Origin of the sequence: Pseudomonas sp. S5F11, assembly GCF_019641515.1 — a bacterium.
Classification (GTDB): domain Bacteria; phylum Pseudomonadota; class Gammaproteobacteria; order Pseudomonadales; family Pseudomonadaceae; genus Aquipseudomonas; species Aquipseudomonas rhodesiae.
In genome coordinates this window covers 590,395-615,485 of the sequence record NZ_JAIFJZ010000001.1, presented here as the reverse complement: position 1 = coordinate 615,485, position 25,091 = coordinate 590,395, and the positions used below count along the sequence as shown (strand labels likewise).

Genomic DNA, 25,091 nt, shown 5'->3' with positions numbered 1-25,091 from the left:
ATGAAAGTCCTGTTTATGTGTACCGCCAACAGCTGTCGCAGCATCTTGTCCGAAGCCGTGTTCAACCACCTGGCGCCGGCAGGTTTCCAAGCGGTCAGTTCCGGCAGCTTTCCCAAAGGCCAGGTGCTGCCCCGCAGCCTGAGCACCCTGCAAACAGCCGGTATCAGCACCGAGGGTTTGTACAGCAAGGGCAACGACGCCTTCGAAGACAGCCCGCCGGACCTGGTGATCACCGTGTGCGACAAGGCCGCTGGCGAAGCCTGCCCGGTGTACTTCGGTCCGGCAATGAAAACCCATTGGGGGTTGGAGGACCCGTCCGACGTCCACGGTGATGACGCACACCTCGATGCCGCCTTCCAGGCCACCCTGGAAACCATCGAAAGCCGTTGCCGGGCGTTTTTTGCATTGCCGTTCGAGCGTTTGTGCCCGGCAGAACTGAAGGTTGAACTGGAGCGCATTGCGCAACTGTGACAGGAGCAAACAATGAGCACGCTGCCGAATCTCGATGCAGGCCTTTCCCCCCCTCTTCACACTGGGCCGACCCCCGCGCCGCGTATCTTGCTGCTCTACGGCTCGACGCGACCACGCTCGTTCAGCCGCTTGCTGGTGGAGGAAGCGGCGCGCTTGCTGGAGCATTTCGGCGCTGAGACCCGGATATTCAACCCCAGCGGTTTGCCGCTGCCGGACGATGCTCCCAGCGACCACCCCAAGGTCCAGGAATTGCTGACGCTGATGCAGTGGTCCGAGGGTCAGGTATGGTGCTCGCCCGAGCGGCATGGTTCGATGAGTGCGGTATTCAAGGCGCAAATCGATTGGGTTCCCCTGGCGCTGGGCGCCGTGCGCCCCACCCAGGGCAAGACTCTGGCGGTGATGCAAGTGTGCGGCGGTTCGCAGTCGTTCAACACCGTCAACCAACTGCGCGTCCTGGGCCGCTGGATGCGCATGTTCACCATCCCCAATCAATCCTCGGTGCCCAAGGCGTTTCTGGAATTCGATGAACACGACCGCATGAAGCCTTCAGCGTTGTATGACCGCGTTGTGGATGTGATGGAGGAACTGGTGAAGTTCACGGTGCTGCTGCGCGATCGCCCGGACCTCGTCGACCGCTACTCGGAACGCAAGGAAAGTGCCGACGAGTTGTCGCAGCGGGTCAATCAACGGTCGATCTGAATGACCGGGCCCGGTTATGCTCAGAAGCTTGCGTTTTCTACCGAGTCGATTGAATGAACGACATGCACCACGCCTGGCTGGGCAGCTACGAAATCAGCAGTACGCACTGCACGGGCTTGAACTTCGCCCGTCACAGCCACGACGAGTGCGTGATCGGCGTGAATCTTATCGGCGAGGAAAACGTGTGGCTCGACCGACGTGAGTTTGTCGCCGGGCCGGGCAGCATCACGCTGTACAACCCCGGACAAATCCAGGGCGGCGGCGCGGCTGATGGCGCGCCTTGGCAATTTGTCAGCCTGTATGCCACGGCGGATCAGTTGGCCCACGACCTGGGGCTGGCGTACGTGGAATTCGATCGCGCCGTGTGCTTTCAGCCAGCCCTTGCTCAGCGCCTGGCGGCTGCGGTGCACGGCGCCTTGAGTACCGATGCGCTGATACGGGAATTGAACGAGGACGCCCTTGTCCTGGCGCTCGCCGAGGTGGTCAGCCTCAGCGGCGTGCGCCTGCCCAGCACCACGGCCACCGGTAACAGCCTGATCAGCCGTGCACAGGAATTGCTCGCCGAGCAGTTGCATCAATCGCTGCCGCTGGAACAGTTGGGCGATGAGCTGGGGCTGTCCAAATTCCACCTGCTGCGCACCTTCCAGAAAGAAACGGGCCTCAGCCCGCGCCAATGGGCCATGCAACTGCGCACCCGTCGTGCCAAAGGTTTACTGCGCAACGGTGTATCGGCCGGTCAAGTCGCCCATGACCTGGGCTTCGCCGATCAGAGCCACCTCAACCGGCATTTTCGCGCCGCGTATGGCATCACGCCGGGGCGCTACCAAAACGTGCTGCAGCGCTGAACAACGCAATCTGATCCAAGACACCTGTGCGACGCGGCGGCACACTGCCGACCATCACTGGATGGGAACGCGGGCATGCTGACGATTTTTCTTTACGCACTGGTATTCGGTTTTGTCTTTTGCCTCTCTCCCGGTGCGGTGCTGGCCGAGACCCTGCGCCGTGGCTTGCTGCATGGGTTCACCCCGGCGTTGCTGGTGCAAGTCGGTTCGCTGGTGGGCGATGCGGTATGGGCAGTGATCGGTCTGACCGGCATTGCGCTGTTGATCCAGCATGATGCCGTGCGTGTGCCCCTGACGGTGATCTGCGCGTTGTACCTGGCCTGGCTCGGCGTGCGCAGCCTGCTGGATGCCTGGCGCTTGCCGGCCATGGACAATGCCCCGGCCGGCTCCGGGCAGAGTGCGCTGGCAGTGGGCGCGGCGATCTCGCTGGCCAACCCGAAAAACATTGTGTACTGGGGCGCGCTGGGCAGCGCCTTGTCTGGCATCGTCGGCGCCACGCCGAGCCATGGGCAGACGCTGATATTCTTTGCCGGGTTTATGCTCGCCTCGGTGTTGTCGTGTTTCTTGACCGCCGCGCTGGTCAACCTGATGCGCAAGCATGCCTCGGCGCGATGGCACCGCATCAGTTATGCCACGTGCGGGCTGGTCTTGATCTATCTGGCCGTACTCGCTGCGCAGGGTATTTGAAGCGGTAGCGTCCAAGCGCCCGATGATGCAGGCACGCTGCTCAAGCACTATGATGGCTCGGTCCTCCACCCCCGGGCATGGCACATGAACCGCATCGAACATTTCACACTCTTGGCCACCTACAACCAGTGGATGAACCGCAAGGTCTACGCCGCCGCCGGCAGGCTGAGCGACGCTGACTTACGCATGGACCGTCACGCGTTCTTCGGTTCGATCTTCGGCACCCTCAACCACCTGATCCTGGGCGACACCGTGTGGCTCAAACGCTTTGCCGAGCACCCTGCCGGCTACTCGGCGTTGGCCCCATTGAGCAGCGTCGCCCTGCCCCCGGACCTCAAACAACTGGCCTTCGCCGACCTGCATGAATTGTCCGCACGGCGCGCCTGGCTGGACCAGATGATTATCGATTGGGCTCACAGCCTGACCGAGAGCGACCTCGATCAGCGCCTGCACTACCACAACATGCGCGGCGATGGCGCCAACAAACCATTTGCCAGTCTTATCGTGCATTTTTTCAATCACCAGACCCACCACCGAGGCCAGGTAACCACCCTGCTGACCCAGGCGGGCCAGGATGTGGGCGACACCGACCTGCTGGCGCTGATCGACTGAGATCAGTGCGAGGTCAGCTCGGCATAGGCCTGCATCAAGCGTGGAAAGTCCTCGGGCGCGGGCAATTGCGCGAAGCTTTCGACCGCCGGCGTGAGCGCCCAGGGCAGCTTTTCACAGGTCCAGGTCTCCATGAACGGCGCAAAATCGGCCGCGCTGTCCAACATCGTTGCCCGCACGTTAACGAAGCCGTCGATGCCATGGGGGCGCGTAAATAACCAACTCATACAGTGGGGGCAGCAGTAATGGCGGTCCGCGCCGTGCAGGCCACCGATCACCGGGGAACCTTGGGTGACGGTAAACGCATCCGCGATGAATAGCGCACTCAAAGAGAACGCACTGGCGCTCATCTTTTGGCAGCCGGTGCAATGACAGGCCATGGTCATCACCGGTGCATGGTCCACGCGCAAACGCACGCGATTACAGCGGCAACCGCCTTCTCGTGGCAGGTCTTCGATACGCATCACACTCTCCTGTTTATGATGGGACGCGCCAGCGTAGCGGTATTCGCGCCAATCTGCAGCCTCGGTGCGGCGCCTAACCCGGCTGAGCACCGCACGCGCAAATAATCCCGCGTCTCCATCATTCCTCCATAAAACCTCCCATGAAAGCGCACGCATGTGATGCACAGTAGGCTTCGTCGCCCCCTGGTAATTGGCCATACTGCGACCATCGAACCGCACCACCGAGCCGACCATGACTGAATCGCACCTGACTTCGACACCAGCGGACTTCGCCGCTCAATCCCAGGCTCTGGTATTGATTGCCGAAGACGAGCCGCAAATCGCCGACATCCTCGCCGCGTACCTCAAACGCAGTGGCTTTCAGACCGTCCATGCCCTGGATGGGCGGCGCGCGCTGGAACTGCATCAAACCCTCAAGCCCGACCTGGTGCTGCTGGACGTGTTGATGCCACAACTGGATGGCTGGATGGTACTGGCCGAGATCCGCCACCGCGGCAACACCCCAGTGATCATGCTGACCGCCCAGGACCAGGACATGGACAAGTTGATGGGGCTGCGCATCGGCGCCGACGACTACATCGTCAAACCGTTCAACCCCGCCGAGGTGGTGGCCAGGACCCAGGCGGTCCTGCGCCGCTCCCGCGACCAGGGCTATGGCAGCGGCCAGCGCGTGTTGCGGGTGGAGGGTTTTGAAATCGACGTCGACAGCCATGAAGTCAACGTGCGAATCGGCACACAACAGCACGCATTAAGCCTGACCGCGACGGAATTCCGCTTGTTGGCACAGCTGGCCAAAGCCCCCAGGCGCGTATTCAGTCGCGCCGAGTTGCTCGCGCTGTGCTCGCCAGAGAGCGACAGCCTGGAGCGTACGGTGGACAGCCATATCAGCAAATTGCGCCGCAAGATCGAAGACCTGGGCCTGCAAGGTGTGCCGGCGAGCATCCGCGGGGTGGGTTACCGGTTTGGGAGCCACCCATGAGGACCGCCAATAGCTTGAGCCGGCAGATTATTCTGTCGATGTCTGCCGTGGTGCTCTGCGTGATCGCCCTCGCGGTCGTCGGCTCCTATGTGTTTTACGCGCTGCTCTGGATGTTCTGGCCACCCACGGATATCGATGTGGACGAGTGGCTGCCAACCGGTGTCGAGTGGCTCTGGATGGGTTTGGTCACCGCCATCAGCTTGGCCGTGGGTGCGGTGGTGGCAATCAAATTGTCCCGGCGCATTCTGATGCCGTTGAACTCGGTGGCGGCCAGCCTTCGCCGCCTTGCCGACGGCGACCTGGATGCCCGGGCGACGGCGTCCGATCGCGCATTGGCCGAGGCCAGCGTGCTAGTGGATGACTTCAACAGCATGGCCGCACGTTTGAAGCGCATGGCCCAAGAGCAGTCATTCTGGAACGCCGCGATTGCCCATGAACTGCGCACCCCGCTGACTATTCTGCGCGGTCGCCTGCAAGGGTTGGCCGAAGGGGTCTTTCCTCCGGATCAAGCACAGTTCTACAGCCTGCTGGGCCAGGTCGAGGGCCTGACCCGACTGATCGAAGACCTGCGGGTCGTGGGCCTGGCAGACAATGGTTACCTGGATGTGCATATCCAACGGGCCGACTTGGCCGACGAGATTGAGGCTGACGCGCGTCTGTTCGAACCGGGCCTGCAAGCCTGCGGATTTACCCTGCATATGGACCTGCTCAGGCAACCGGTGCATTGCGACCCCGCACGCATTCGTCAGGCCCTGCTAGCCATGCTCGACAACCTCAAGCGGCACGCCACTCCAGGCACCGTCACGGTGAGCCTGGGCAGCCTGGACGGCGTCAATACCTTGAGCGTCGCGGATGCAGGGCCGGGCATCGACGAAGCGTTCGCCGCGCATATCTTTGAGCCATTCCAGCGTGGGGAAAGCTCTCGCTCCCGCGCCCAGGGCGGCAGCGGCCTGGGGCTGGCGGTGGTGCGCGCCATTGCCATGGCCCACGAGGGCCGCGTGACCTGCCGCAATCTGGAGAGTGGCGGCAGCCTGTTCGAACTGACGTGGCCAGAACGACCGGTCGCTATCTGAAACCCAACCGCCCCAGGTGCAGGCATGTGTTTTTTTGTCCTCGGATTCAAGGGCGTTGAACGCTATCGCCATTTCGCCTTGCTGGACACACAAGGACGCTGTATCGCTTTTAAAAGCTGCGAAGGAACGCCCCAGAACGGCAAATGGGTGCAAGTCAAACATATCAATCTGGCCTGGCTGAACCGTGTGTTACCTGCGCGGGCGCTGAGCGGGCCAACTACACCACCGTTGTAATTCACCCACGGATTGCATCCATGTCTAACTCTATTCGCGACCGGACCATGCTTGACCTGACGCAACTGGAAGACTCCATAAAGCGCTGCAGCGCTAAGCTCAGGAAACTACAGCGCTTCTGGATTCCCCTGCAAAAACACGCGCCGCGTCTGGTGCTGTCGCTGTGGATCATCGGGGTTGTGGCCTCGTTGTTCACCCAGTGCTACTACCACTGGCTGCTGCTGGCGCCGGCCATTTGCATCTTGATCATCCTGGAGATGGTGATCGAAGAAGTGCAAACCGACCTGTTATTGATGACCGCAGAGACGCGCTACCTGCTCGACATCACGCGCGGCCTGTATGCCGGTACATCCATGCCTCAACACCGTACGTTACGCACACCAGGTGCCCCATGCCGTCCGTCACACCGCCATTACTGAACGAACCCAGCCGCCAGATCGGCCAACAATCGGCCAGCCAGACGCTCAAAGCCATAGCCAAAGCCTACCCCGGCAAGTTGTTCTGCACCCTGTCGCTGGTGGCGCTGGAAAATGCGTTATTGCTGGCCTACCCGCTGTTCGCGGGGTTTGCCGTGGACGCCATTATTCGTGGCGATGGCAAGAGCGCACTACTTTATGCCGCCGTGGTCCTGGGTTTCTGGGTAGTCGGCGCGGCGAGACGCGCATTGGATACGCGAACATTTACCCGCATCTATGCTGACCTTGCGGTGCCGGTGATCCTCAATCAGCGCCTGCAACGCCACAGCACCTCCAAGTCAGCCGCGAGAGTGGTACTGGCACGGGAATTTGTGGACTTCTTTGAGAAGCACGTGCCCACGATTGCCACCGCATTGGTCTCCATCGTTGGCGCCGCCGCCATGCTGCTGGCGATCGAACCCTGGGTTGGGCTGGCATGCCTTGGGGCACTGGGGCTGTGTCTGATGGTGGTGCCAGGCTTTGCGCGGCGCAATCAACGACTGCATGAGCGTCTGAACAACCGCCTGGAAAAGGAAATCAGCCTAGTGGAGCAAGTCGGCGCTCATACGCTACGCCGTCATTACCGGGTGCTGTCGCGATTGCGCATTCGCTTGTCGGACCGTGAGGCCATCGCCTTTCTCACCATCGGGCTGTTGGCGGCCTTGCTGTTCGTGGTCGCGATTACCCAGCTGGCGCTCTCGCCTGCTTTGAAGGCCGGGCATGTGTATGCGGTGATGACTTATCTGTGGACCTTCGTGAGTTGTCTGGACGAAGCGCCCAGCGTAGTAGACCAACTGGCGCGCCTCAAGGATATCGGCGAGCGCGTGGACCCCGGTTTGGGTGAAACATCGCCTTGACTGCTCTCACGTCGACGCCATGGCGATTGGGTTTTTCAGACTACCCTCTTCCCTACCAGTCGTCCGCTGTTGCCCGTGGCTATTCAATTTTGCGGCGTCTGGCCGATAGCTTGTAAGAACTGCTCGCTTTCCTCCTTATGAGTACGCCCCATGCGCCTGAGAAACCTGAACCTTGCCCCCCGTGCCGCGTTGTTTTTTTCCGCGATCATCGCCTTAGTGCTGGTGCTCGGCGTAATTGCCATTTTGCAAATGGGCAAGTTGCGTGACTCGGAAAAGGATGTGGAACTCAATTGGATGGCGAGCATCCGCCAAACCGCTCTGATGAACGCCACGGTATTGCGCCTGCGCCTGGAAACCCAGCGGGCCGTCGCCGACCCTGAAACGATTCAGAAGACGCTGGCGGATTTTCCGGGCTATCGCAAAGCATTCAGCGATGCGGTATCCAACTATGAACCACTTATTGCAAGCGATCAGGAACGAGCCCTGTTCACCGCCGTGAAAACCTCGGCTGACGGTTATTCCAAGCAGCTGGACGCGCTGGAGCCGCTGCTCAAGCAGGGCGACACCGCTGGCGTCGTCAAATTGGTCGCCAGCGGCATCCGCCCGCTGACCAATGCCATGGAAGGCCAGATCAAGGCCCTGACCGACTTCAACAACGAAGGTGCAGCGAAAGCCGGCCAAACCGCCACGGACACCTTCAACGCCGGCACCTGGCTGGTAATTGGCTTGATCGTACTGGTGATCGCGATGACCGCCGGCCTGGCGTTCCTGTTGACCCGCAGCATCACCTCGCCCATTGGCGATGCCCTGTCGGTGGCCGAACGTATTGCTAACAGCGACCTGTCCAAAGAAGTCAGTGTGCATGGCACGGATGAAGCCGGTCGACTGTTGAAAGCGCTGGCGCAGATGCAGACCAACCTGCGCAACACCATCCTGCAGATTTCCGACTCGTCCGCACAGCTGGCCGCGGCCTCCGAAGAAATGACCGCCGTCACCGAACAGTCCAGCCGTGGCCTGGTATCGCAAAACGATGAAGTGAATCAGGCGGCCACCGCCGTTACCGAAATGAGCGCGGCCGTGGATGAAGTGGCGCGCAATGCCGAGTCCGCCGCCCAGGAATCCAAACGCAGCCAGGGCTTCACCGAAGTGGGCCTGGAGCGCGTCACGCAGACGCTGCGCTCCATCGAAAAACTGTCGGGTAATGTGGAAAACACCAGCGAGCAGATCCAGGGCCTGTCCAACCGCGCCCAGGGCATCAGTAAAGTGGTGGAAGTAATCCGCGCCATTGCCGAACAGACCAACCTGCTGGCCCTCAACGCCGCCATCGAAGCCGCGCGTGCCGGTGAGCAGGGCCGTGGCTTCGCGGTGGTTGCCGATGAAGTCCGCGCGCTGGCGCACCGCACCCAGGTGTCGACCCAGGAGATCGAGCAGATGATCGCCGCGATCCAGAACGAATCCGACGACGCGGTCAAGGCCATGGGCACCAGCAAGGAACTGGCCACCGAATCCCTCGGCGTGGCCCAGGAAGCCAGCAGTTCGCTGGATCAGATTGCAGCGGCGATTATCCAGATCAACGAACGCAATATGCTGATCGCCACCGCTTCGGAAGAACAATCCCACGTCGCGCGCGAAGTGGACCGCAACTTGGTGAGCATCCGCGAACTGGCCACCCAAAGCGCCGCCGGTGCCAGCCAGACGGCCAGCGCCTGTGGCGAGATGTCGAAGCTGGCGGCGAACCTGAACCAGTTGGTCAATCGCTTCGTGGTCTGATGCCCTCCGGAAGACCCCATCGCCCCGGTGCCTGCGGGCCCATTGGGCGTATTTTGTGGTGAGCGGGAATGTGGGAGGGGGCTTGCCCCCGATAGCGCTGGGTCAATCAGCCCCTCTGCCACTGACACACCGCCATCGGGCGTAAGCCCCCTCCAACTTTTGATAGCCATTGCCTGGGCTGGATCAACTGAGCCTTAGCTGACTGGCATTAGGGCTTGCCCCGCGCTGAGACGCGAAGCGGCCCTCTCCCCTACATCGGCGTGCTGCTGACCACCCGCAGCGCCAGGCCCTCGTAAGCATCTAGGATGATGGTAAAAGCGCCGTCTTCGGTCAGGTCACCCTCGACCCGCTCATTGATAATGTCCACCACCGGGCCCGGCGCAATGTTGGGCAGGTGCAAGGTTTCGGTGATGGGCGTGGCGCCGAAGTTCAGCGCGGTGATTTGCGTGCCCTTACCGGCCGGCAGTTCGTGGACCATGATCAGCAACCCTGGATGCTCCACATCCGGGACCAGAGTCTGGCGGCTGGCGGCAATGTCATAAGCGCGGCGCACGGCGAGAATCTTCTGCAGTTGCGAGGCGAACGACTGCGGGTCTTGCAATTGCTGGTTCAGGCTGCCGTATAGACTCTTTGAGCGCGGCATCAGGCCGGCGGACAGTTGCGCTTCCGGGTTCAAGTCCACCAGGTCGTAGGCGCCGCGATGAATCCAGCGCGTGTCGCCGTCCTGCATCAGGTGCGCCACCTCATCCGCCGCCAGCGGCAGCGCCCCCACCAAATCCCAACCGGACAGTGCGAACACCCCAGGCTGCATTGCGTTGTACATGACCAGCAACAGGTGGATCTGCTGGATCTGCTGAATATCGGCCGCCGTGATGGCGTCCAAGTCACGAATACCCAGCGCCGCCGTGATGATACTGACGGTGGTGCAGGACACGCCGTTGGTCACGAATTTGAGGTTGTACGGCGCATGTTCGCCGGTCAGGCGCTCGTACATCTGCTCGCGGATGTGCTCGCGCAGGATGTTGCCGGGGAAGGTCTGGCCCTGATAGAGGAAGCTGTCATGGGCATGCAGGGTCCAGAAGTGCACCAGCTCCAGGGTCAGTTCATCGTGGTTCTGCAGGGCGTGGATCAGTGAGCCGGGGTCGATGCCCTGGCGATGCATTTCGCGCAGCATCAAGCGCAGGAATTCGGCATCCCCCATCAACAGGGCGTGCTGGTACGCCGGCCGGGTGATGAAGTCATAGGACAGGTCGGCGCCGCCGTGGGACATGGAGGCGATGTCATCCACGGTGAGGTTCAACTCCTGGAAGCTGAAACCGCCGGCCTTGCGAATCGCGCCACCGATCAGTTGGTTACCGGTGATCGACAGCGGGTGGCTTTCGGACCATGCGCCGCCCTCAAGCTTGCGCTCCACACCGAGAAAACCGTTGGCGTCCAGGCGCAGAATCTTCGCGCCCATCACGTCGATGGCATGCAGCGCATCACCGATGATCATTTGCTGCGCGGCAAACGAAGGGTCGAGCCAGTTGAGCGATGGCTGGCCTTCCTTGAAGTAATGCAGGTACACCCAGCGGCGCGGCTTGCCGTCGACGCCGACCACCACCGGGGTGGCGCTCCAATCGGTTTCCTTGACGCCAGGCTCGAAGAAGATCACTCGCTGTAACTGGCCGACGATGTAGTGCTTGTCGCGCAGCGCGTCCACCTGCAATGGGCTGAGGTTCTGCGCGTCGCGCCCCTCGGCCACGTCGGGCAGCAATGGCCAGTCGTCCTCGCGGATTTCCACCATGTGGTAGAGGCCGGGGTAATCCTCATAAGCCATCTCGGCCAGGCGGAAGTCCGCGCCTTTGCCGGTGTGGGACGGGATCACGTCATCGATAATCACCGCGTTGTGGGCAGCGGCCATGCGTGTCAGCGCTTGCAATTGCGCCTCGGTGCCCAGCTGTGGGTCGATCTCGAAACTGATGCGGTCGAAATTGCCGTCGATGGTCGGGGTGTGTCGCGTGCCGTTAAGGCCACCGGACTTTTTCAGCGGGCCGTTATGAATGCCCTGGATGCCGATTTTCGACAAGGCGTGCCACAGGCTTTCATCCCCCAACGCCTCCAGGACCGTGCCGCCGTCGCGGGTCACGATGGACGCCGGGTACGCGGTAAACCACACCGAAGACAGCGCCGACGCATCCCGCGGCCGCGTCTGTGCGTACGGCTGTTGCCACATCCGACCCTGCCCCGAATAGAGCTTGGCGCGCTGACGCGCCGCGTGCAGCATCGATTGTTCCACCAGCCAGTTCACATGGGTGTTGTCCGCCGCCGTCATAAGCTTGATACCTGTCGTCGTAAAAAGTGACTCGTAAGCATATGAGGGGTACGGGCGCCATTCGTTGCATCGCAATCACGCCAACGCGGGCCCTCCCCCCGTCGCCTGCCGGTACTGGCGCGGCGTAAACCCCGTGGACGCCTTGAACTGCCGGGTAAACGCGCTGTGGTCGGTATAGCCGCACTGCAAGGCGACCTCGGTGATCGGCAGTTCGCTGTGCAGCAAGCGGTGGGCGTGTTCCAGGCGTACTTTCTGGATCATCTGGCGCGGCGTCAGGTTGAAGACGCGCTTGCAGTAACGCTCCAACTGCGCCACGGAAATGCCGGCGATGTGCGTCAGCTCACCGAGGGTGACGCGGCGGTTGAAGTGGCGGCGAATATGCTCATCGACGGCGGCCAGGCGCTGATAGGCCGGGTGGGTTTCGCTGGCCGATTGCAGGTCCACCGAGATGCCGGCCAGGCCGATAATCGCGCCCCCACGGTTGTACAGCGGCCATTTGTGGGTCAAGCACCATCCCGGTTCGCGGCTGCCGTACAGGTGCAGTTCGAGTTGATCTGCCAGCACCAAGCCCTCCTCCAGCACCCGTCGATCCTGCTCGGTATAGCCCGGCCCCAGTTGGGCGGGGAACACCTCGGCGCTGGTCTTGCCCAGCAGCGGTTGCAGCTGTTTGAGGCCACAGCGCTGCACCAACGTGCGGTTGGCCAGGGCGTAGCGAGCTTGCATATCCTTGATGAAAATCGCGGCGTTGGGGATCACATCCAGCATCGGCAGCAACTGCGCGACGGCGCTTACCAGCTGTTCGAGGCTGTCGGGGCGAGCGGCTGCCTCACCCTGGCAAAGGCCCGCAAATACGCTGTGCAGCATGATCGCCTCCCCGGTTGAGCCTTTTCGCGTAGCAGATTGCATGATGCCCGCCGCACTGTCGAGCCAGGTCAAACTGTGCCGGTTTCGTCATCGATGGCCGCGTAAACCATCAATCGCCTGCGCGCCGGTGAGTTCACTGTAGGGCCGTGGATGGCGCTCCAGTAACCCACAACGCACCGACCCGATTGCGTTGATCTTCTCGGCGCTACTGTCCACCGCCCTCTACATGCTGCTGGGAACCGCGTTCTTTCGGCGGCAACCGCCCTCGGCCACTCATTGATTGGAGCGTCTGATGAAACGATTGCATGTGATCGACTCCCACACCGGCGGCGAACCCACGCGCCTGATCCTCAGCGGCTTCCCGGCTCTGAGCGGCGGCAGCATTGCCGCGCAACTGGATAGCTTGCGCAACGAACACGATCAGTGGCGCCGCGCCTGCCTGTTGGAGCCCCGTGGCAACGACGTACTGGTCGGCGCGCTGTACTGCGAGCCGGTCACAGCGGGCGCCACCTGCGGGGTGATCTTCTTCAATAACGCCGGCTACCTGGGCATGTGTGGTCACGGCACCATCGGTTTGGTCGCCTCGCTGCATCATTTGGGGCATATCGCACCGGGAGTGCACATGATTGACACGCCGGTGGGCCCGGTGGCCGCGACGCTGCACGAGGACGGCGCGGTCACCCTGCGCAACGTACCGGCCTACCGTTTTCGCCACCAGGTGGCGGTGGACGTGCCCGGCCACGGCGTGATCAAGGGCGATATCGCTTGGGGCGGTAACTGGTTTTTCCTGGTCTCCGAGCATGGCAAGACGTTGGAGATGAACAACGTCGACGCCCTCACCGAGTACACCTGGGCGATGCTCAAGGCCCTGGAAAACCAGGGTATCCATGGCGCCGATGGCGCGCTGATCGACCATATCGAACTGTTCGCCAGCGACCCCGACGCCGATAGCCGCAACTTCGTGATGTGCCCCGGCAAAGCCTACGACCGCTCGCCCTGCGGCACCGGCACCAGCGCCAAACTCGCGTGCCTGGCCGCCGATGGAACACTCGCGCCCGGCCAGACATGGACCCAGGCCAGCATCACCGGCAGCCAGTTCACGGGCCATTACGAATGGGACGGCGAGCGGGTCATCCCCTTCATTACCGGCCGCGCCTATATGACCGCCGACAGCGTGCTGCTGATCGACGAGCAAGACCCTTTCGCCTGGGGCATTTAAGCCCACCCCCATTTGACTTGAAGGAGTACGACTATGAGCGACAGCGTTTTCGCCGGCTGCATCCCGGCCCTGATGACCCCTTGCACCGCCCAGCGCCAACCGGACTTCGATGCGCTGGTCGCCAAGGGCCGCGAACTGATCGAAGCCGGCATGAGCGCGGTGGTGTACTGCGGCTCCATGGGCGACTGGCCGTTGCTCACCGAAGCCCAGCGCCAGGAAGGCGTGGCGCGGTTGGTAGCGGCTGGGGTGCCGACCATTGTCGGTACGGGGGCGGTCAATAGCCGTGAAGCGGTGTCCCACGCCGCCCATGCTGCCAAGGTCGGCGCCCATGGCCTGATGGTGATTCCTCGGGTGCTGTCCCGTGGTGCGTCCGTCACCGCACAAAAGGCGCACTTCGCGGCCATCCTCAATGCCGCGCCGGAGCTGCCGGCGGTGATCTACAACAGCCCCTACTACGGCTTCGCCACCCGCGCCGAGCTGTTCTTCGAACTGCGCCGCGAGCACCCGAATCTCATCGGCTTCAAGGAATTCGGCGGTGGCGCCGACCTGCGCTACGCCGCCGAACACATCACCTCCCAGGACGATAGCGTGACCCTGATGGTGGGTGTGGACACCCAGGTGGTGCACGGTTTCGTCAACTGCAACGCCACCGGCGCCATCACCGGCGTCGGTAATGCCCTGCCGCGGGAAGTGCTGCACTTGGTGACGCTGAGCCAACAGGCAGCCAAGGGCGATGCCAAGGCACGACGCCTGGCCCGCGAACTGGAAAGCGCGCTGGCGGTGTTGTCGTCGTTCGATGAGGGCTGCGACCTGGTGCTGTACTACAAATATTTGATGGTGCTCAACGGCGACACAGGCTACGACCTGCACTTCAATGCGACCGACGTGCTCAGTGACGCCCAGCGGCGTTATGCCGAGCAGCAGTTCGCGTTGTTCCGCCAGTGGTATGCCAACTGGTCGGCGGAGCAGCATTGTGCCTGAGTGCGTACGCGCCGCCGTGATCGCCGCGATGGTCAACCGCCACAACGTGAAAGCCTTGGCCGACGCACAGAGAGAGGCATAGCCGATGAGCCGTAGGGATATCGTGGTGGTCGGCGCCGGCATTATCGGCGTGGCTTGCGCGTTGCATCTGGCGCGCCAGGGCCGCCAGGTGGTGGTCATCGATCCGCAAGCCCCGGGCATGGGCGCCTCCTATGGCAACGCCGGGCACCTGGCCACCGAGCAGGTATTCCCGATTGCCGACTATTCGATTCTCAAGCGCCTGCCCGCCATGCTGATGGACCCCATGGGCCCGCTACGCCTGGACTGGCGCTACCTGCCCCGCGCCCTGCCCTGGTTTACGCGTCTGCTGCTCAACCTGCGCGCGGCGCCTTACCAGCGCACGGTGGCCGGTCTTCGTGCGCTTAACGAGCAAAGCCTGGGCGCCTGGCAACGCTTGCTGGCCAGCCTGGATCGGCCGCAGCTGATGCGCCAGGCCGGCTCACTCCTGGTGTTCGAACGGGCCGAGTCGCGGGCGGATATCCAGGGGGTGCAGCACCGCATGCAGCAGCAAAACGTGCCGGTGGAATACTGGTCTGACGCGGCGATTCGCGCGGCGGCGCCGCACTTGAGCGAACGCCTACAAGGGGGGCTGTTCTTCCCGGCCACCGGGCACTTTGTCGACCCGTTCCACGTGGTGGGCGAACTGGTCAGCGCCGCTGAAACTGCGGGCGTGCAGTTTCTTCGGCGTCGCGTGGTCAGCGGGCAACCCGATGCGGAGGGCGTCTGCTTGTTCACCGACCACGCGCCGCTACTGGCGTGTCAGGTGCTGATCGCCTGCGGCGCGCATTCGGCGGCGCTGACAGCGACCCTGACCGGTAAAGCCATCCCGCTGGACACCGAACGCGGCTACCACCTGATGCTGCCCCATGAGCACCAGCGCCTGCCGTTCGCCGTGACCTCCCTGGAGCGCAAATTCATCATGACCCCCATGACCGGCGGCCTACGCCTGGCCGGTACGGTGGAGTTCGCCGGGCTTGAACGCCCCGCCAATATGCAGCGCGCGTGGCAGTTGCAGCGGTTAAGCCATGGGCTGTTCCGCGAAGAACTGGACGCCAGGGACGCCACGCCGTGGATGGGCTTTCGACCGTCGCTACCCGACTCGCTACCGATCATCGATCGGGTGGCTGAAGGCAAGGTACTCCTAGCCTTCGGGCACCAGCACCTGGGCTTGACCCAGGCAGCGATCACGGCAGAGATGGTCGCCGGGTTGGCGGCAGACGGGCCAATGCCAGCAGGGTTGCCGGCACTGGCGCCTTATCGGCTGGAGCGTTTTTAGCGGCGCGTGTCAGGCCGCATGACCTGCGGCATTGCACAATCCGTCGGCCATCCCCTGGATCTCATCCGCCATCCATAACCGTCCCAGCCATTCGGAGGGAATCGCCGCTGGCCCGTAATAGGCACCGGCCAATTGACCAACTATAGCGGCGGTGGTGTCGGCGTCATCGCCCAGGTTGGCCGCCGCCAGTACCGCATCGGCAAAGCTATCGGTGTGATCAAAGCACCACAGCGCTGCTTCCAGAGAGGCCACCGAATAGCCCGAGCCGACAATCTCGGCGCAGGGTTTGTCACGGTACCCGCCTGCCGCAATGGCCTTCACCTTGGGTGCCGTCAACGGTACATCGGCCAACTCCAGCACTTGCGCTTTCGACGCGCCGCCGAGGGCATTACAGATGGCCTGTGCCAACACCAGGCAGCAGTCAATGGCTTCCTGGGCGGCGTGAGTGGTGCGGGAACTGTCGACGCTGAAGGTGCGGACGTTTTGCAGGTCCGGGTAATAAAACAACACCACGGGCGCCAGGCGCATCATCGAGCCGTTGCCGGCCGAATAGGGATCGGTTGAGCCGGCGAACGGGTTGTCGGTGTTCTGGAACAGCGTCAGCGCCTCGCGCACGGTCATGCCGATATCGAAACAGTCGCCGGTCGAACTCAAATAGCCCCACTGCCACCAGTTGAGGTAGCGCCCCATCTGGTCACGGGCATCGAACCCGCCTTTTTGCAGCAGGCTCTCGGCCAGGCACAGAGCCATGGATGTATCGTCCGTCCACTGCCCCGGCTTGAGATTGAACGGCCCGCCGCCGACCATATCGGTGATCGGCGCAAAACTGCCCCGACGTTTGAATTCCAGGGTGGTCCCCACAGCATCGCCGCAGGCCAGGCCCAGCAAGCTGCCACGGTAGCGGTCCTTCAAGGTGATCGACATCGGCACTCCTCGGAAAAATTCCAGACGGTGCCCATGCTACTTGACCAGGCGCTTCTCTTTCGAGGGGCGGTAGCCGAAGTAGGCGCTGTAGCACTTGCTGAAATGGCTCGGCGATACGAACCCGCAGGCCACCAGCACCTCCACTTGGGACAGCTCGGTGTGTTGTAGCAGTCGGCGCGCTTCAGTCACACGCAACTCCATGTAATAGCGCTGCGGCGTGGTGCCCAGTTGCTCTTTGAACAGGCGCTCCAACTGCCGCCGCGACCGGCCGGCGTAGACCGCCAACTGGTCGAGTTCCAGCGGTTCTTCGAGGTTGGCGTCCATCAGCTTGACCACTTCCCGCAGCGGGGCGCTGACGCTGATGTTCTCAGTCGGCTTGATACGCCGGTAGCGTGACTCCTCAAATGCGAGGATGTCTTCGATGCCTTCCACCAACGCCTTGCCATGCAGGCTCTTGATCCAGTCCAACGCCATATGGAATGCGCCCGAGGGGCTCGATGCAGTCAGGCGGTCGCGGTCGATCACAAAGGGTTCGCTGGTGACCTTGGCGGCCTTGGATACCTCGGCCAGGGCCGGGCGATGTTCCGGGTGAATGGCGCACTGATAGCCCTGCAACAGCCCGGCCCGCCCAAGAAACCAAGACCCGTTCCACAACCCGGCCAAGCCCACGCCCATCTCGGCGGCGCTGCGCAACAGGTGGATGAAGTCTTCGCTGGCCTTTAGCTCAGTGCGAAAGCCACCGCAGATCACCAGCAGGTCCAGTTCGTGCAGCACGGACGCGTCCAAGCATGCGTCAGGGCGAATCACCAGGCCCAGGTCACTGATAACCTCGCCATCGTCACAGCCAAAGGTGCGCGTGGCGAACAGCTCGGGGCGCAGCAGGTTGGCGGTGACTAGGGTGTCGAGGGTCTGGGTGAAAGCCGGCAGGGAGAAATGTTCGAGCAACAGAAACCCGACGCGAGTGACCGACGCCAGTTGTTGAGAGGTTTCGTTAAGGTAGCGCAGGTTCTTGCCCTTCATGCCACCGCTGAATTGACGTCTTTCCATCGAGGGTTGGCCCACTCTTATTGTGTTGATGCCGTGGGCGCCATCTTAGGGGCAAAAGCGTCGTCTGTCTCAAGCACTGATCTGGAAAAACCCGACGCCCTCCAAAGCCCGGTGCAGCAGCGCGACTGATGCATCTGATACGGTTTTTTCTTTGTTATCTGCGTCTGTACCGAAAACCTGCCCGGGCGGACAATGGCCAGCGTTCCCACTCCCCTTCCCTTCGGAGGTCCTATGACCAAGATGGCACTCTTCCTGTTCGGTTTTCTGGTACTGACCATCGGCATTGGCCTGTTGGCGACCATCTCGCCGGTCTGAACGCCTACCCTGCCAAGAACATCGGGTACAGCGACAACACCAACAAACTGGCCATCACCCCGTTGAACAGACGCACCCAACGCGGTTCACGCAGCAAGTTGCGCAGCCCCGTGCCGCAGCCCAACCAGACACACACGCTGGGCAGATTGACCACGGCGAACACCAATGCAATCACCAGCACGTTGGTCACATAGCCTTCAGCGGGGGTATAGGTGGTGATCGCGCCCAACGCCATGATCCAGGCCTTGGGGTTCACCCACTGGAACGCGGCGGCAGCGAGGAACGTCATGGGTTTGCCGCGCTCGTCCGTGCTATCGGACATACCGCCTGCCGTGGCGATCTTCCACGCCAAATACAGCAGGTACGTCGCTCCCACGTAGCGCAGCAGGGTGTAGGCCCAGGGCAACAGTTTGAACACCTCGCCCAACCCCAACCCGACTGAAATCACCAGCAGCATAAAGCCGATGCTGATGCCCAGCGCATGGGGTATGGAGCGGCGAAAACCAAAATTCACCCCCGAAGCCAGCAACATCGTGTTATTCGGGCCGGGGGTGATCGAAGAGACAAAGGCAAACAGCACAAAGGCTGACAACAAACTGGTAGACATGACCATCGCGAGGTATCCGAACAAAGATGGGGCAAGCCTGGAACACTAGTGATTTATCCCGGCGAATGCCCCGTACAGCCAGGCGCGGATCGAGGCATACACTTTTGGCGCACATTGCCATGCAGTTTCACAAACCTTTCACAGATGATCGCCTAAGGTGAATTCAGCAGCTCCTAATGAACATCCCTTTTAGCCCGCACTCCCCATCGCGGGCTTTTCTTTGCCTGAGTTTTACCGACGGTTTATTGCGCAATTACGGAGAAGCAGATGGCGGAATTAATAAATGATCTGGATGGCCCTCGAACCGCCCAGCAGGAACTGTTCTATGACCTGGAAGATGCAGCGGCGGTGATCGGCTGGTCGGTGGTGGAGCTAGCGACCCTGGCGGCAGATGGCGCGTTGCCCAAACAGGCAGCGGTGCTGAAGAAGGTTTGTGAGTTGCTAGCGGCCCAGCAGGGCAAGCTCACGGGTTATGCGCAGGAGGTGAAACAGGAGCGCATCAGCCGGTCCGACGTCAAATCCAAACTGTGAAATCGATCACATTTAAAGAGACCCAGCGTTGAAGCTCAAAATTTGAGCAAATAGTATTTCGCCGCACCTGGGCGCTCATCTATAGGGAAATTGCCATGCGCCAGCCCGGGGCCACTGACCTGCGCAGGCAATCAAACATTGAGGTTTGCCATGCGCCTTTCCACTCTCGCACCTACCGCCGTTCTGCTCAGCCTGTTCACCCTGCCCGCCCACGCCGCAGACCTATCCGCCCTCACCGGCGCCCTGTCGACCGCACTGGGTGGCGCAAATAACAGCAACGCCGGCAACACCAACAACGCCGCCTCCTGCCAGCAACAAATCCGCGACCTTCAAGCCAACATCAACGCCGCCAACGCCAAGGGCGACACCCTGCGCGCGACCGCTTACCAAGCGGCACTGACCCAAACCAATAAAAGCTGCACCAACTCCACCTACAACACCCAAGCTCAAGTGGACACCAGCTCACAACGCCAGCAGAACGTGAACAAGGCGGCGGACGCGATCAATGCGATTGGTGGGTTGTTTAAATAACGGAGGCGGATGCATTAGCGGTTTTGCCAGGTAACCCAGCCTGAGGCGAGGAGCATTCCTGGCCATAGGCGGCTGGAAAAATCGGGGGCAGACCACCATCGTTTAAGTGTGGTCTGACCCCATTTTTCCCTGATTGGTCAGGCAAGACCGAAACACGCCTCCGTCTTCGTCGATGGAGCGGCGCACGAGAGAAGGCAGCAATCAAAGCGTCAGCTGATGATGGTCCCTTGCTGGTAACGAGCATTCGTCAGTTCCATTCAAGGGCATGCGGCCCAAAGCTGCTAGAGGGCAATATGACAATCGAGTTCGGATTCCACTTAAAAAATTATAAAAGCTTTGGCGCCTCCGGCGCCAAAATAGAAAAAATCAAGAAAATTAATGTAATTATTGGCCGAAACAATATAGGCAAGTCCGCCTTATTACACGCACTTGATTACTTATGCATAGACAAAACAAGCAAGATAGGCATTCATCGCAGCATCGAGATTACGAACACACTTACCGAGCGTCAACTGCAACAAGTATTTCATCGAAACACTAGCTCAGGCGATTTAGGAGGAAGCCACTGGAACGACCACGGAGTTAAATTTGTCGGTACTAAGATCACCTGGAGGAGCGATGAAAAAGAAACTATTGAAGTCATTAACTTAGAAAAGTCAGCTTCCGAAGTAGAATTAAACTATCTATCCAGGATGAAACTAACACCACTCCTCCGCACTTACAAACATATTAAGCTCGATGCGGATAGAGACATCACCCCGGAAACTATAGACGACAGCATGTCGCTTTCAAGCAGCGGCATTGGTGCGACGCGCATTATTCATAAGCACCTATTACATGTAGAGTTCAACAGATCATTAATCCAAGAAAAATTACTTAGCGCATTAAATCAAATATTTGAACCAGACCTGTTTTTTAATGAAATAGCTACTCGCTACCATTCGGCTACTGATCAATGGGAAATATTCTTGGGTGAGAGTGGAAAGGGGCCGATTGCGTTGTCCGCATCCGGAAGCGGGCTGAAAACTGTAATACTCACACTATTAAATTTATTAGTTCGCCCAAGCATTGAATCAATCCCATTGAACAAATACATTTTCTCCCTGGAGGAACTGGAAAACAACTTGCATCCTGCGCTCCAGAGGAATCTATTTATATTTCTGGAGAAATTTGCCGTAGCTAATGATTGCCACATCTTCCTCACAACCCATTCCAATGTCGCTATCGACATATTTGGCAGTTCTGATCACTCACAGATACTCCATATCACACGGGGTTCCGATGGAGTTATTGGAAACACGTATGCTGGAGAAGCTAACGGACACGGTGTACTGGACGATCTTGGTGTAAGAGCAAGTGATCTATTACAGGCAAATGGGTTGATTTGGGTAGAAGGGCCCTCTGATCGGGTTTTTCTAAAAAAATGGATCGACATATGGAGTGACGGTGAACTTAGCGAGGGGCGACACTACCAGTTCGTATTTTACGGGGGGAGCGTACTCGCCAACATTGACGCCAATTTGCCTGAAACTGAAACAAGAGAAGCCATTAAAGCATTCAAAATAAATCGCAACTTTGCTTTCGTTTGTGACAGTGATCGAAAGCATTCAAACGGGGCTCTAAAACCCCGTGTAGCCCAACTGATTAACGAAGTGGCAGAAACGCGCGCACTTGTTTGGGTAACTCGCTGCAAAGAGATTGAAAACTATATACCTAGGGAAGCATTTGAAGCCGTTCACAAATTAAAAGATCTACCACAAATTGGAGAGTATGAACCGATACAAGACTACCTTATTAGTAACGGCATATCAAAAGCAAAATCTTATACTGACAAGCACAATAAAGCATTCGCCTATGCGGAGCACCTTACCCAGCAAAACTTAAAATTTCGTCCTGAGCTAGAGGAACGAATTAGGGAACTGGTCCAAAAGATACGCGCTTGGAATACCTAACTGCTCGCCCTCTCTGGCACCGAAATAAACTCATGAACGCCCCCTAAAGGTCAAAATCCTTAGGGGGTTGCGGAACACATCCCAAAAGTTGCGGAACGATTCATGAATCTGAGGCAATAAAAAACCCCGTAGACCATTGATCTACGGGGCTTTAAGAGTGGAGGCCGAGGTCGGAATCGAACCGGCGTAGGCGGATTTGCAATCCGCTGCATAACCATTTTGCTACTCGGCCTCAGACGATCAATGCCCTGATTGCTGGCACTCACCGTATGCAAACTTGAGTGGGCTGTGTAAAGCCTGCCTCTACTCTAACTCATTGAATACATTGAAGTTTTTAAAGCTTCGATGCGTTCGATGGGCGCCATTATGTACTCATTTGCCGGGGCCTGCAACCCCTTGATTTCAAAAATATTTCGCATTGGCATCAAGGGCTTGCAGGTTGGGTTCACTCCTTGATGACTTGCTGGCGGTACTGTGGGTCGGCCTGGATTTGGGCGTCGGTGAACGGGAGCGAGCTGAGTGTTTTCTTGGAAAACGCTTGGGTTTGGTCCTTGGAATATGGGGAGGCAGGGTTGCTGGATTGGGAGAATGCCAACACACCTTCAGCATGGGGGCCGTGGTCGTCGAAGGTGACGATCTGCAGGTAACTGCTGCCGCCGATAACCTCGCGTTTAGCGTCGCTGCGGGGCACGCTTTGCATGGCGTTGTAGATGCCCAGTTCTTGAGGGCCGCCGTGGATCGGGATTTGGCCGGAGACTTGAACATCCCCCCAAGTACTTGTGGACGTCAGCCCGCGCTTGGCGACGTCGGCGGCGGAAGCCAGCATCGCTTCGCGCACAGCCTTAGCAACCGCTGGACGCTCGATAGCCACGCCCCGTGGGGTGGTCAGGGGTTGGCTCGGATCGAAGGCGACGCGCCAGGCATCGGGTATTTGTTGCAGGTGCTCCATCAGATTGATGAAGTGCACCAGGCCCACGCCGCTGTCGAGGTTGGCGTGGCGGTCCCAGGTTTTAAGGCTGTCGCACAGCGGTTGCAGGGTCTGCGCGTCAGTCGCGAGGTGGTTGGCGCAGAATTCCAGCAGGTCCGGCATGACCTGCCCGGCCAGGTACACCTCGTTATCCATCACCATATTGCGTAAGTCAGCGGCGTTGATCGGCCGGTTGCTGAGGCTGTGCAAGCGCTGCAAGGCGAAGCGCGCGCGCAGGCCAAGGCCGATGCGGTCCTGGCTGATCACCGGCGAGAAGCCGCTTAACGGCGCTTGCGGATTGGCCAGCCAGGCCGAGTCGTTGGAGTGCTGCACGTAGTCACTGCGTAGCAACTGCGGCAGTTGATCGGCCGCAAATATACCCGGCTGAGCGGCCTTCGGATCGATATCCCAGGCGCAGGCGCTACGGGCGCCGTCCAGCACAATCATCTGCAAACCGGCGCGCCGGTCGCTGCACTGGGCCAATTTGGCCGCGCTGACGTTGGGCACCACCGACAGGTTCATGTATAGGCTATGGCCCTGGTCATCGGCGGCCAGGGTGTTGACCCATGGGATGCCTTGCAAGCTCTGCACCGAGGTTTGCAGCGCCTTGACGCTACTGGCCTGGTTCATGGCGTACCACTGTTGCAGCACGCGGTCGTTGCCCAAGTTGGCGTCGCGCAGGCTGAACGCATAGCGCCGGTCCCAATCGAGTTTGCCGGGCCATTGCACCACAGGGCCGAACTGGGAGCTGTACAGCGTGTGGTTCACTTCTTTGACACTGCCATCGGCTTGCTTGACCTGGACCGCCACCGAGGTTTTATCCAGCGCGATGGATTTACCGTCGAGCAGATAGCGCGTGGCATCGTTCGGGTCCAGGGTCAGGCGGTACAAGGTGAAATGCTTGGACGTATCGACCGTGTGGGTCCACGCCACACGCTGGTTAAAACCGATATTGATCACCGGCAACCCCGGCAACGCAGCGCCCATGACATCCAACTGGCCGGGGATGGTCAGGTGCATCTCGTAAAAACGCATACCGCCCACCCACGGAAAATGCGGGTTGGCCAACAACATGCCGCGCCCGTTGAACGAGCGCTCCTGCCCCACCGCCACGGCGTTGCTGCCGCGATCCAGGCTGAAGCGTTGCTGCTGCGCGGCGGCCAGTGCGAAAGCCTTGGCGTCTGGCTGCACACTGGCGCTCGCCTGGGGCGGTGTTGCGCCCACCAAGGCTTCGGCGAATTGGCCGATACCGCCCTCCACCAGCAGCCTGCGGGTCAGTTTGACCAAGTCCTCGGCCACCAGCGGTCGGACCCACGCCCCTTGGCACTGGGCCGGCGCGCCCCGCTCTTGCAGATAACGGTTATAGCCGGCCACGTAGCCTTCGATGCGTTGCTGGATCTGCGGGCTCTGCGCCTTCCAGAACGCGGCAACCGCCTGAGGCGTGTTCAGCCAATGAAAGAACACATCGCTGGCCAGGTTATTGCGCTCCTCCAGCGTGGCCTGCTCGGGCCCGAAGTAACGCGCGCGCTCGCCGTTGACGGTCACCACTTCGTTAGCCAGCAGGCACATATTGTCCTGGGCATAGGCGTATCCGATGCCATAGCCCAGACCGCGCTCGTCACTGGCCCGGATATGCGGCACGCCGAAACCGGTGCGCCGGATCTCGGCAGAGGCTTGCGTGGCCTGCTCGCGCGCCGATGCGGCCAGGCTGACGCCCAGCAATACTCCGAGCGCACATACCCTGGACAACCTGTTGTTAATAATCACACCGACTCCGCCGTCAAATGGAACGTCTTTACGCGGGGCGACCCCCCCACCGTAAGAACGCACATCGGCCCGCGGAATTTAGCGCGCAGGTTGTGACAAAACCGATACCGACGAAATTTCTACATTCGGCGCTTCATGATTTCGCTCGCTCGTTCGTCTTATTGAATAAGAGCGCCATCATTTTCCTGATCAGGCTCTGATAAGGAGTTTTCTGCATGTACAACCCGCAAGTGCCCACGGAAGGACATCTCTCGGCCGCCGATGCCAACTTCGGCAGCGGCACGACCGCCTTCGGCAAGACGCCGGAGCAAGGCAACCAGCGTATTCGTCATTTGCTCAAATGTTTCGGTCTGCGCACCAGCCTGATCAGGCTGAAGGTCATCGACGCCCTGCTCACCGCCGCCGACAACCAGCGCACCCTCGGGGTACGCGGAGTGCACAGCCACTTGCTGGCGCTGGGCATTCCATTGTCGTTTCTCAGCGTGCGCGAAGTACTCAAACGGCTATGCAGCGAGGGCGTGATCACCCTCAATGCGGACAAAAGCTACAGCCTCCACGAAGAGGCTGCCAAGGTGCTCGACAACAACGCCTGA

General features: G+C 60.4%; 24 protein-coding genes and 1 tRNA gene. 17 read left to right on the top strand and 8 right to left on the bottom strand.

Annotated elements, in window-relative coordinates; genetic code table 11:
- The 5 genes from K1567_RS02680 (at position 1) to K1567_RS02660 (ending at position 3,314) form a co-directional block, all read left to right on the top strand.
- A complete protein-coding gene (locus tag K1567_RS02680; RefSeq protein WP_213547174.1) occupies positions 1-471 on the top strand; it encodes an arsenate reductase ArsC in 471 nt (156 codons plus the stop codon).
- A 12-nt stretch (positions 472-483) separates the two neighbouring features.
- Entirely contained in the window at positions 484-1,170 is a 687-nt protein-coding gene (gene arsH, locus K1567_RS02675; protein WP_220698096.1) for an arsenical resistance protein ArsH, read from the top strand.
- 53 nt (positions 1,171-1,223) lie between these two features.
- Positions 1,224-2,015, top strand: coding sequence for an AraC family transcriptional regulator (locus K1567_RS02670; protein WP_034098040.1), 792 nt, complete (start codon positions 1,224-1,226; stop codon positions 2,013-2,015).
- A 75-nt stretch (positions 2,016-2,090) separates the two neighbouring features.
- Complete coding sequence (locus K1567_RS02665; RefSeq protein ID WP_220698095.1) at positions 2,091-2,702, top strand: LysE family transporter; 612 nt, start codon at positions 2,091-2,093, stop codon at positions 2,700-2,702.
- Positions 2,703-2,786: 84 nt separating this feature from the next.
- Positions 2,787-3,314 carry a DinB family protein gene (locus K1567_RS02660; protein WP_034098044.1) on the top strand — a complete coding sequence of 176 codons (528 nt, stop codon included), beginning with the start codon at positions 2,787-2,789 and terminating at the stop codon, positions 3,312-3,314.
- Between the two features lie 2 nt (positions 3,315-3,316).
- On the opposite strand, the gene K1567_RS02655 is transcribed toward K1567_RS02660, so the two are convergent.
- Positions 3,317-3,775, bottom strand: a complete 459-nt coding sequence (locus tag K1567_RS02655) for a GFA family protein (protein WP_034098046.1) — start codon at positions 3,773-3,775, stop codon at positions 3,317-3,319.
- Positions 3,776-4,007: 232 nt separating this feature from the next.
- Between K1567_RS02655 and K1567_RS02650 the strand changes: the two genes are divergently transcribed.
- From K1567_RS02650 to K1567_RS02630, 5 genes are all read left to right on the top strand, one after another.
- Complete coding sequence (locus K1567_RS02650; protein ID WP_169902616.1) at positions 4,008-4,754, top strand: response regulator; 747 nt, start codon at positions 4,008-4,010, stop codon at positions 4,752-4,754.
- Entirely contained in the window at positions 4,751-5,827 is a 1,077-nt protein-coding gene (locus K1567_RS02645) for an ATP-binding protein (RefSeq protein ID WP_034098050.1), read from the top strand. The genes K1567_RS02650 and K1567_RS02645 overlap by 4 nt, the downstream gene beginning before the upstream one ends.
- Positions 5,828-6,081: 254 nt before the next feature.
- On the top strand, positions 6,082-6,480 hold the full coding sequence (locus tag K1567_RS02640) for a hypothetical protein (RefSeq protein WP_034113807.1): 399 nt from the start codon (positions 6,082-6,084) through the stop codon (positions 6,478-6,480).
- A complete protein-coding gene (locus K1567_RS02635; protein ID WP_220698094.1) occupies positions 6,453-7,373 on the top strand; it encodes an ABC transporter six-transmembrane domain-containing protein in 921 nt (306 codons plus the stop codon). Before K1567_RS02640 ends, K1567_RS02635 begins: the two co-directional genes overlap by 28 nt.
- Before the next feature lie 150 nt (positions 7,374-7,523).
- Positions 7,524-9,143 (top strand): methyl-accepting chemotaxis protein, encoded by a 1,620-nt coding sequence (locus K1567_RS02630; protein WP_034098056.1) that lies wholly within the window; start codon positions 7,524-7,526, stop codon positions 9,141-9,143.
- 250 nt (positions 9,144-9,393) lie between these two features.
- On the opposite strand, the gene treS is transcribed toward K1567_RS02630, so the two are convergent.
- Together treS and K1567_RS02620 are read right to left on the bottom strand one after the other, a co-directional pair.
- Positions 9,394-11,457: a maltose alpha-D-glucosyltransferase gene (treS, locus tag K1567_RS02625; RefSeq protein ID WP_213547182.1), complete on the bottom strand. Its 2,064-nt coding sequence runs from the start codon at positions 11,455-11,457 to the stop codon at positions 9,394-9,396.
- A 75-nt stretch (positions 11,458-11,532) separates the two neighbouring features.
- Entirely contained in the window at positions 11,533-12,321 is a 789-nt protein-coding gene (locus K1567_RS02620; protein ID WP_034113813.1) for an AraC family transcriptional regulator, read from the bottom strand.
- A 292-nt stretch (positions 12,322-12,613) separates the two neighbouring features.
- Between K1567_RS02620 and K1567_RS02615 the strand changes: the two genes are divergently transcribed.
- The 3 genes from K1567_RS02615 to K1567_RS02605 all read left to right on the top strand — a co-directional run bounded on the left by K1567_RS02615 (position 12,614) and on the right by K1567_RS02605 (position 15,857).
- Positions 12,614-13,540, top strand: a complete 927-nt coding sequence (locus tag K1567_RS02615; RefSeq protein WP_220698093.1) for a 4-hydroxyproline epimerase — start codon at positions 12,614-12,616, stop codon at positions 13,538-13,540.
- Between the two features lie 33 nt (positions 13,541-13,573).
- The gene (locus K1567_RS02610; RefSeq protein WP_220698092.1) at positions 13,574-14,521 is read left to right on the top strand and encodes a dihydrodipicolinate synthase family protein; all 948 of its coding nucleotides are present in this window, start codon (positions 13,574-13,576) and stop codon (positions 14,519-14,521) included.
- An 85-nt stretch (positions 14,522-14,606) separates the two neighbouring features.
- Positions 14,607-15,857: an FAD-binding oxidoreductase gene (locus K1567_RS02605; protein ID WP_220698091.1), complete on the top strand. Its 1,251-nt coding sequence runs from the start codon at positions 14,607-14,609 to the stop codon at positions 15,855-15,857.
- Between the two features lie 9 nt (positions 15,858-15,866).
- On the opposite strand, the gene K1567_RS02600 is transcribed toward K1567_RS02605, so the two are convergent.
- The 3 genes from K1567_RS02600 to K1567_RS02590 all read right to left on the bottom strand — a co-directional run bounded on the left by K1567_RS02600 (position 15,867) and on the right by K1567_RS02590 (position 18,756).
- The gene (locus K1567_RS02600) at positions 15,867-16,781 is read right to left on the bottom strand and encodes an ADP-ribosylglycohydrolase family protein (RefSeq protein WP_034113819.1); all 915 of its coding nucleotides are present in this window, start codon (positions 16,779-16,781) and stop codon (positions 15,867-15,869) included.
- 36 nt (positions 16,782-16,817) lie between these two features.
- Complete coding sequence (locus K1567_RS02595; RefSeq protein ID WP_047882161.1) at positions 16,818-17,801, bottom strand: GlxA family transcriptional regulator; 984 nt, start codon at positions 17,799-17,801, stop codon at positions 16,818-16,820.
- Between the two features lie 346 nt (positions 17,802-18,147).
- Positions 18,148-18,756 carry a LysE family translocator gene (locus K1567_RS02590; protein ID WP_034098069.1) on the bottom strand — a complete coding sequence of 203 codons (609 nt, stop codon included), beginning with the start codon at positions 18,754-18,756 and terminating at the stop codon, positions 18,148-18,150.
- 261 nt (positions 18,757-19,017) lie between these two features.
- Here K1567_RS02590 and K1567_RS02585 point away from each other — a divergent pair, with 261 nt between their 5' ends.
- The 3 genes from K1567_RS02585 (at position 19,018) to K1567_RS02575 (ending at position 21,764) form a co-directional block, all read left to right on the top strand.
- Complete coding sequence (locus K1567_RS02585) at positions 19,018-19,281, top strand: hypothetical protein (RefSeq protein ID WP_213547198.1); 264 nt, start codon at positions 19,018-19,020, stop codon at positions 19,279-19,281.
- 150 nt (positions 19,282-19,431) lie between these two features.
- Positions 19,432-19,812 carry a DUF1090 family protein gene (locus K1567_RS02580; protein WP_034138014.1) on the top strand — a complete coding sequence of 127 codons (381 nt, stop codon included), beginning with the start codon at positions 19,432-19,434 and terminating at the stop codon, positions 19,810-19,812.
- 293 nt (positions 19,813-20,105) lie between these two features.
- A complete protein-coding gene (locus K1567_RS02575; RefSeq protein ID WP_220698090.1) occupies positions 20,106-21,764 on the top strand; it encodes an ATP-dependent endonuclease in 1,659 nt (552 codons plus the stop codon).
- Between the two features lie 158 nt (positions 21,765-21,922).
- On the opposite strand, the gene K1567_RS02570 is transcribed toward K1567_RS02575, so the two are convergent.
- Together K1567_RS02570 and K1567_RS02565 are read right to left on the bottom strand one after the other, a co-directional pair.
- Positions 21,923-21,996, bottom strand: a tRNA-Cys gene (locus K1567_RS02570).
- Positions 21,997-22,209: 213 nt separating this feature from the next.
- The gene (locus K1567_RS02565; RefSeq protein ID WP_220698089.1) at positions 22,210-24,498 is read right to left on the bottom strand and encodes an acylase; all 2,289 of its coding nucleotides are present in this window, start codon (positions 24,496-24,498) and stop codon (positions 22,210-22,212) included.
- Positions 24,499-24,713: 215 nt separating this feature from the next.
- Here K1567_RS02565 and K1567_RS02560 point away from each other — a divergent pair, with 215 nt between their 5' ends.
- Positions 24,714-25,091, top strand: a complete 378-nt coding sequence (locus tag K1567_RS02560; protein WP_034098075.1) for a hypothetical protein — start codon at positions 24,714-24,716, stop codon at positions 25,089-25,091.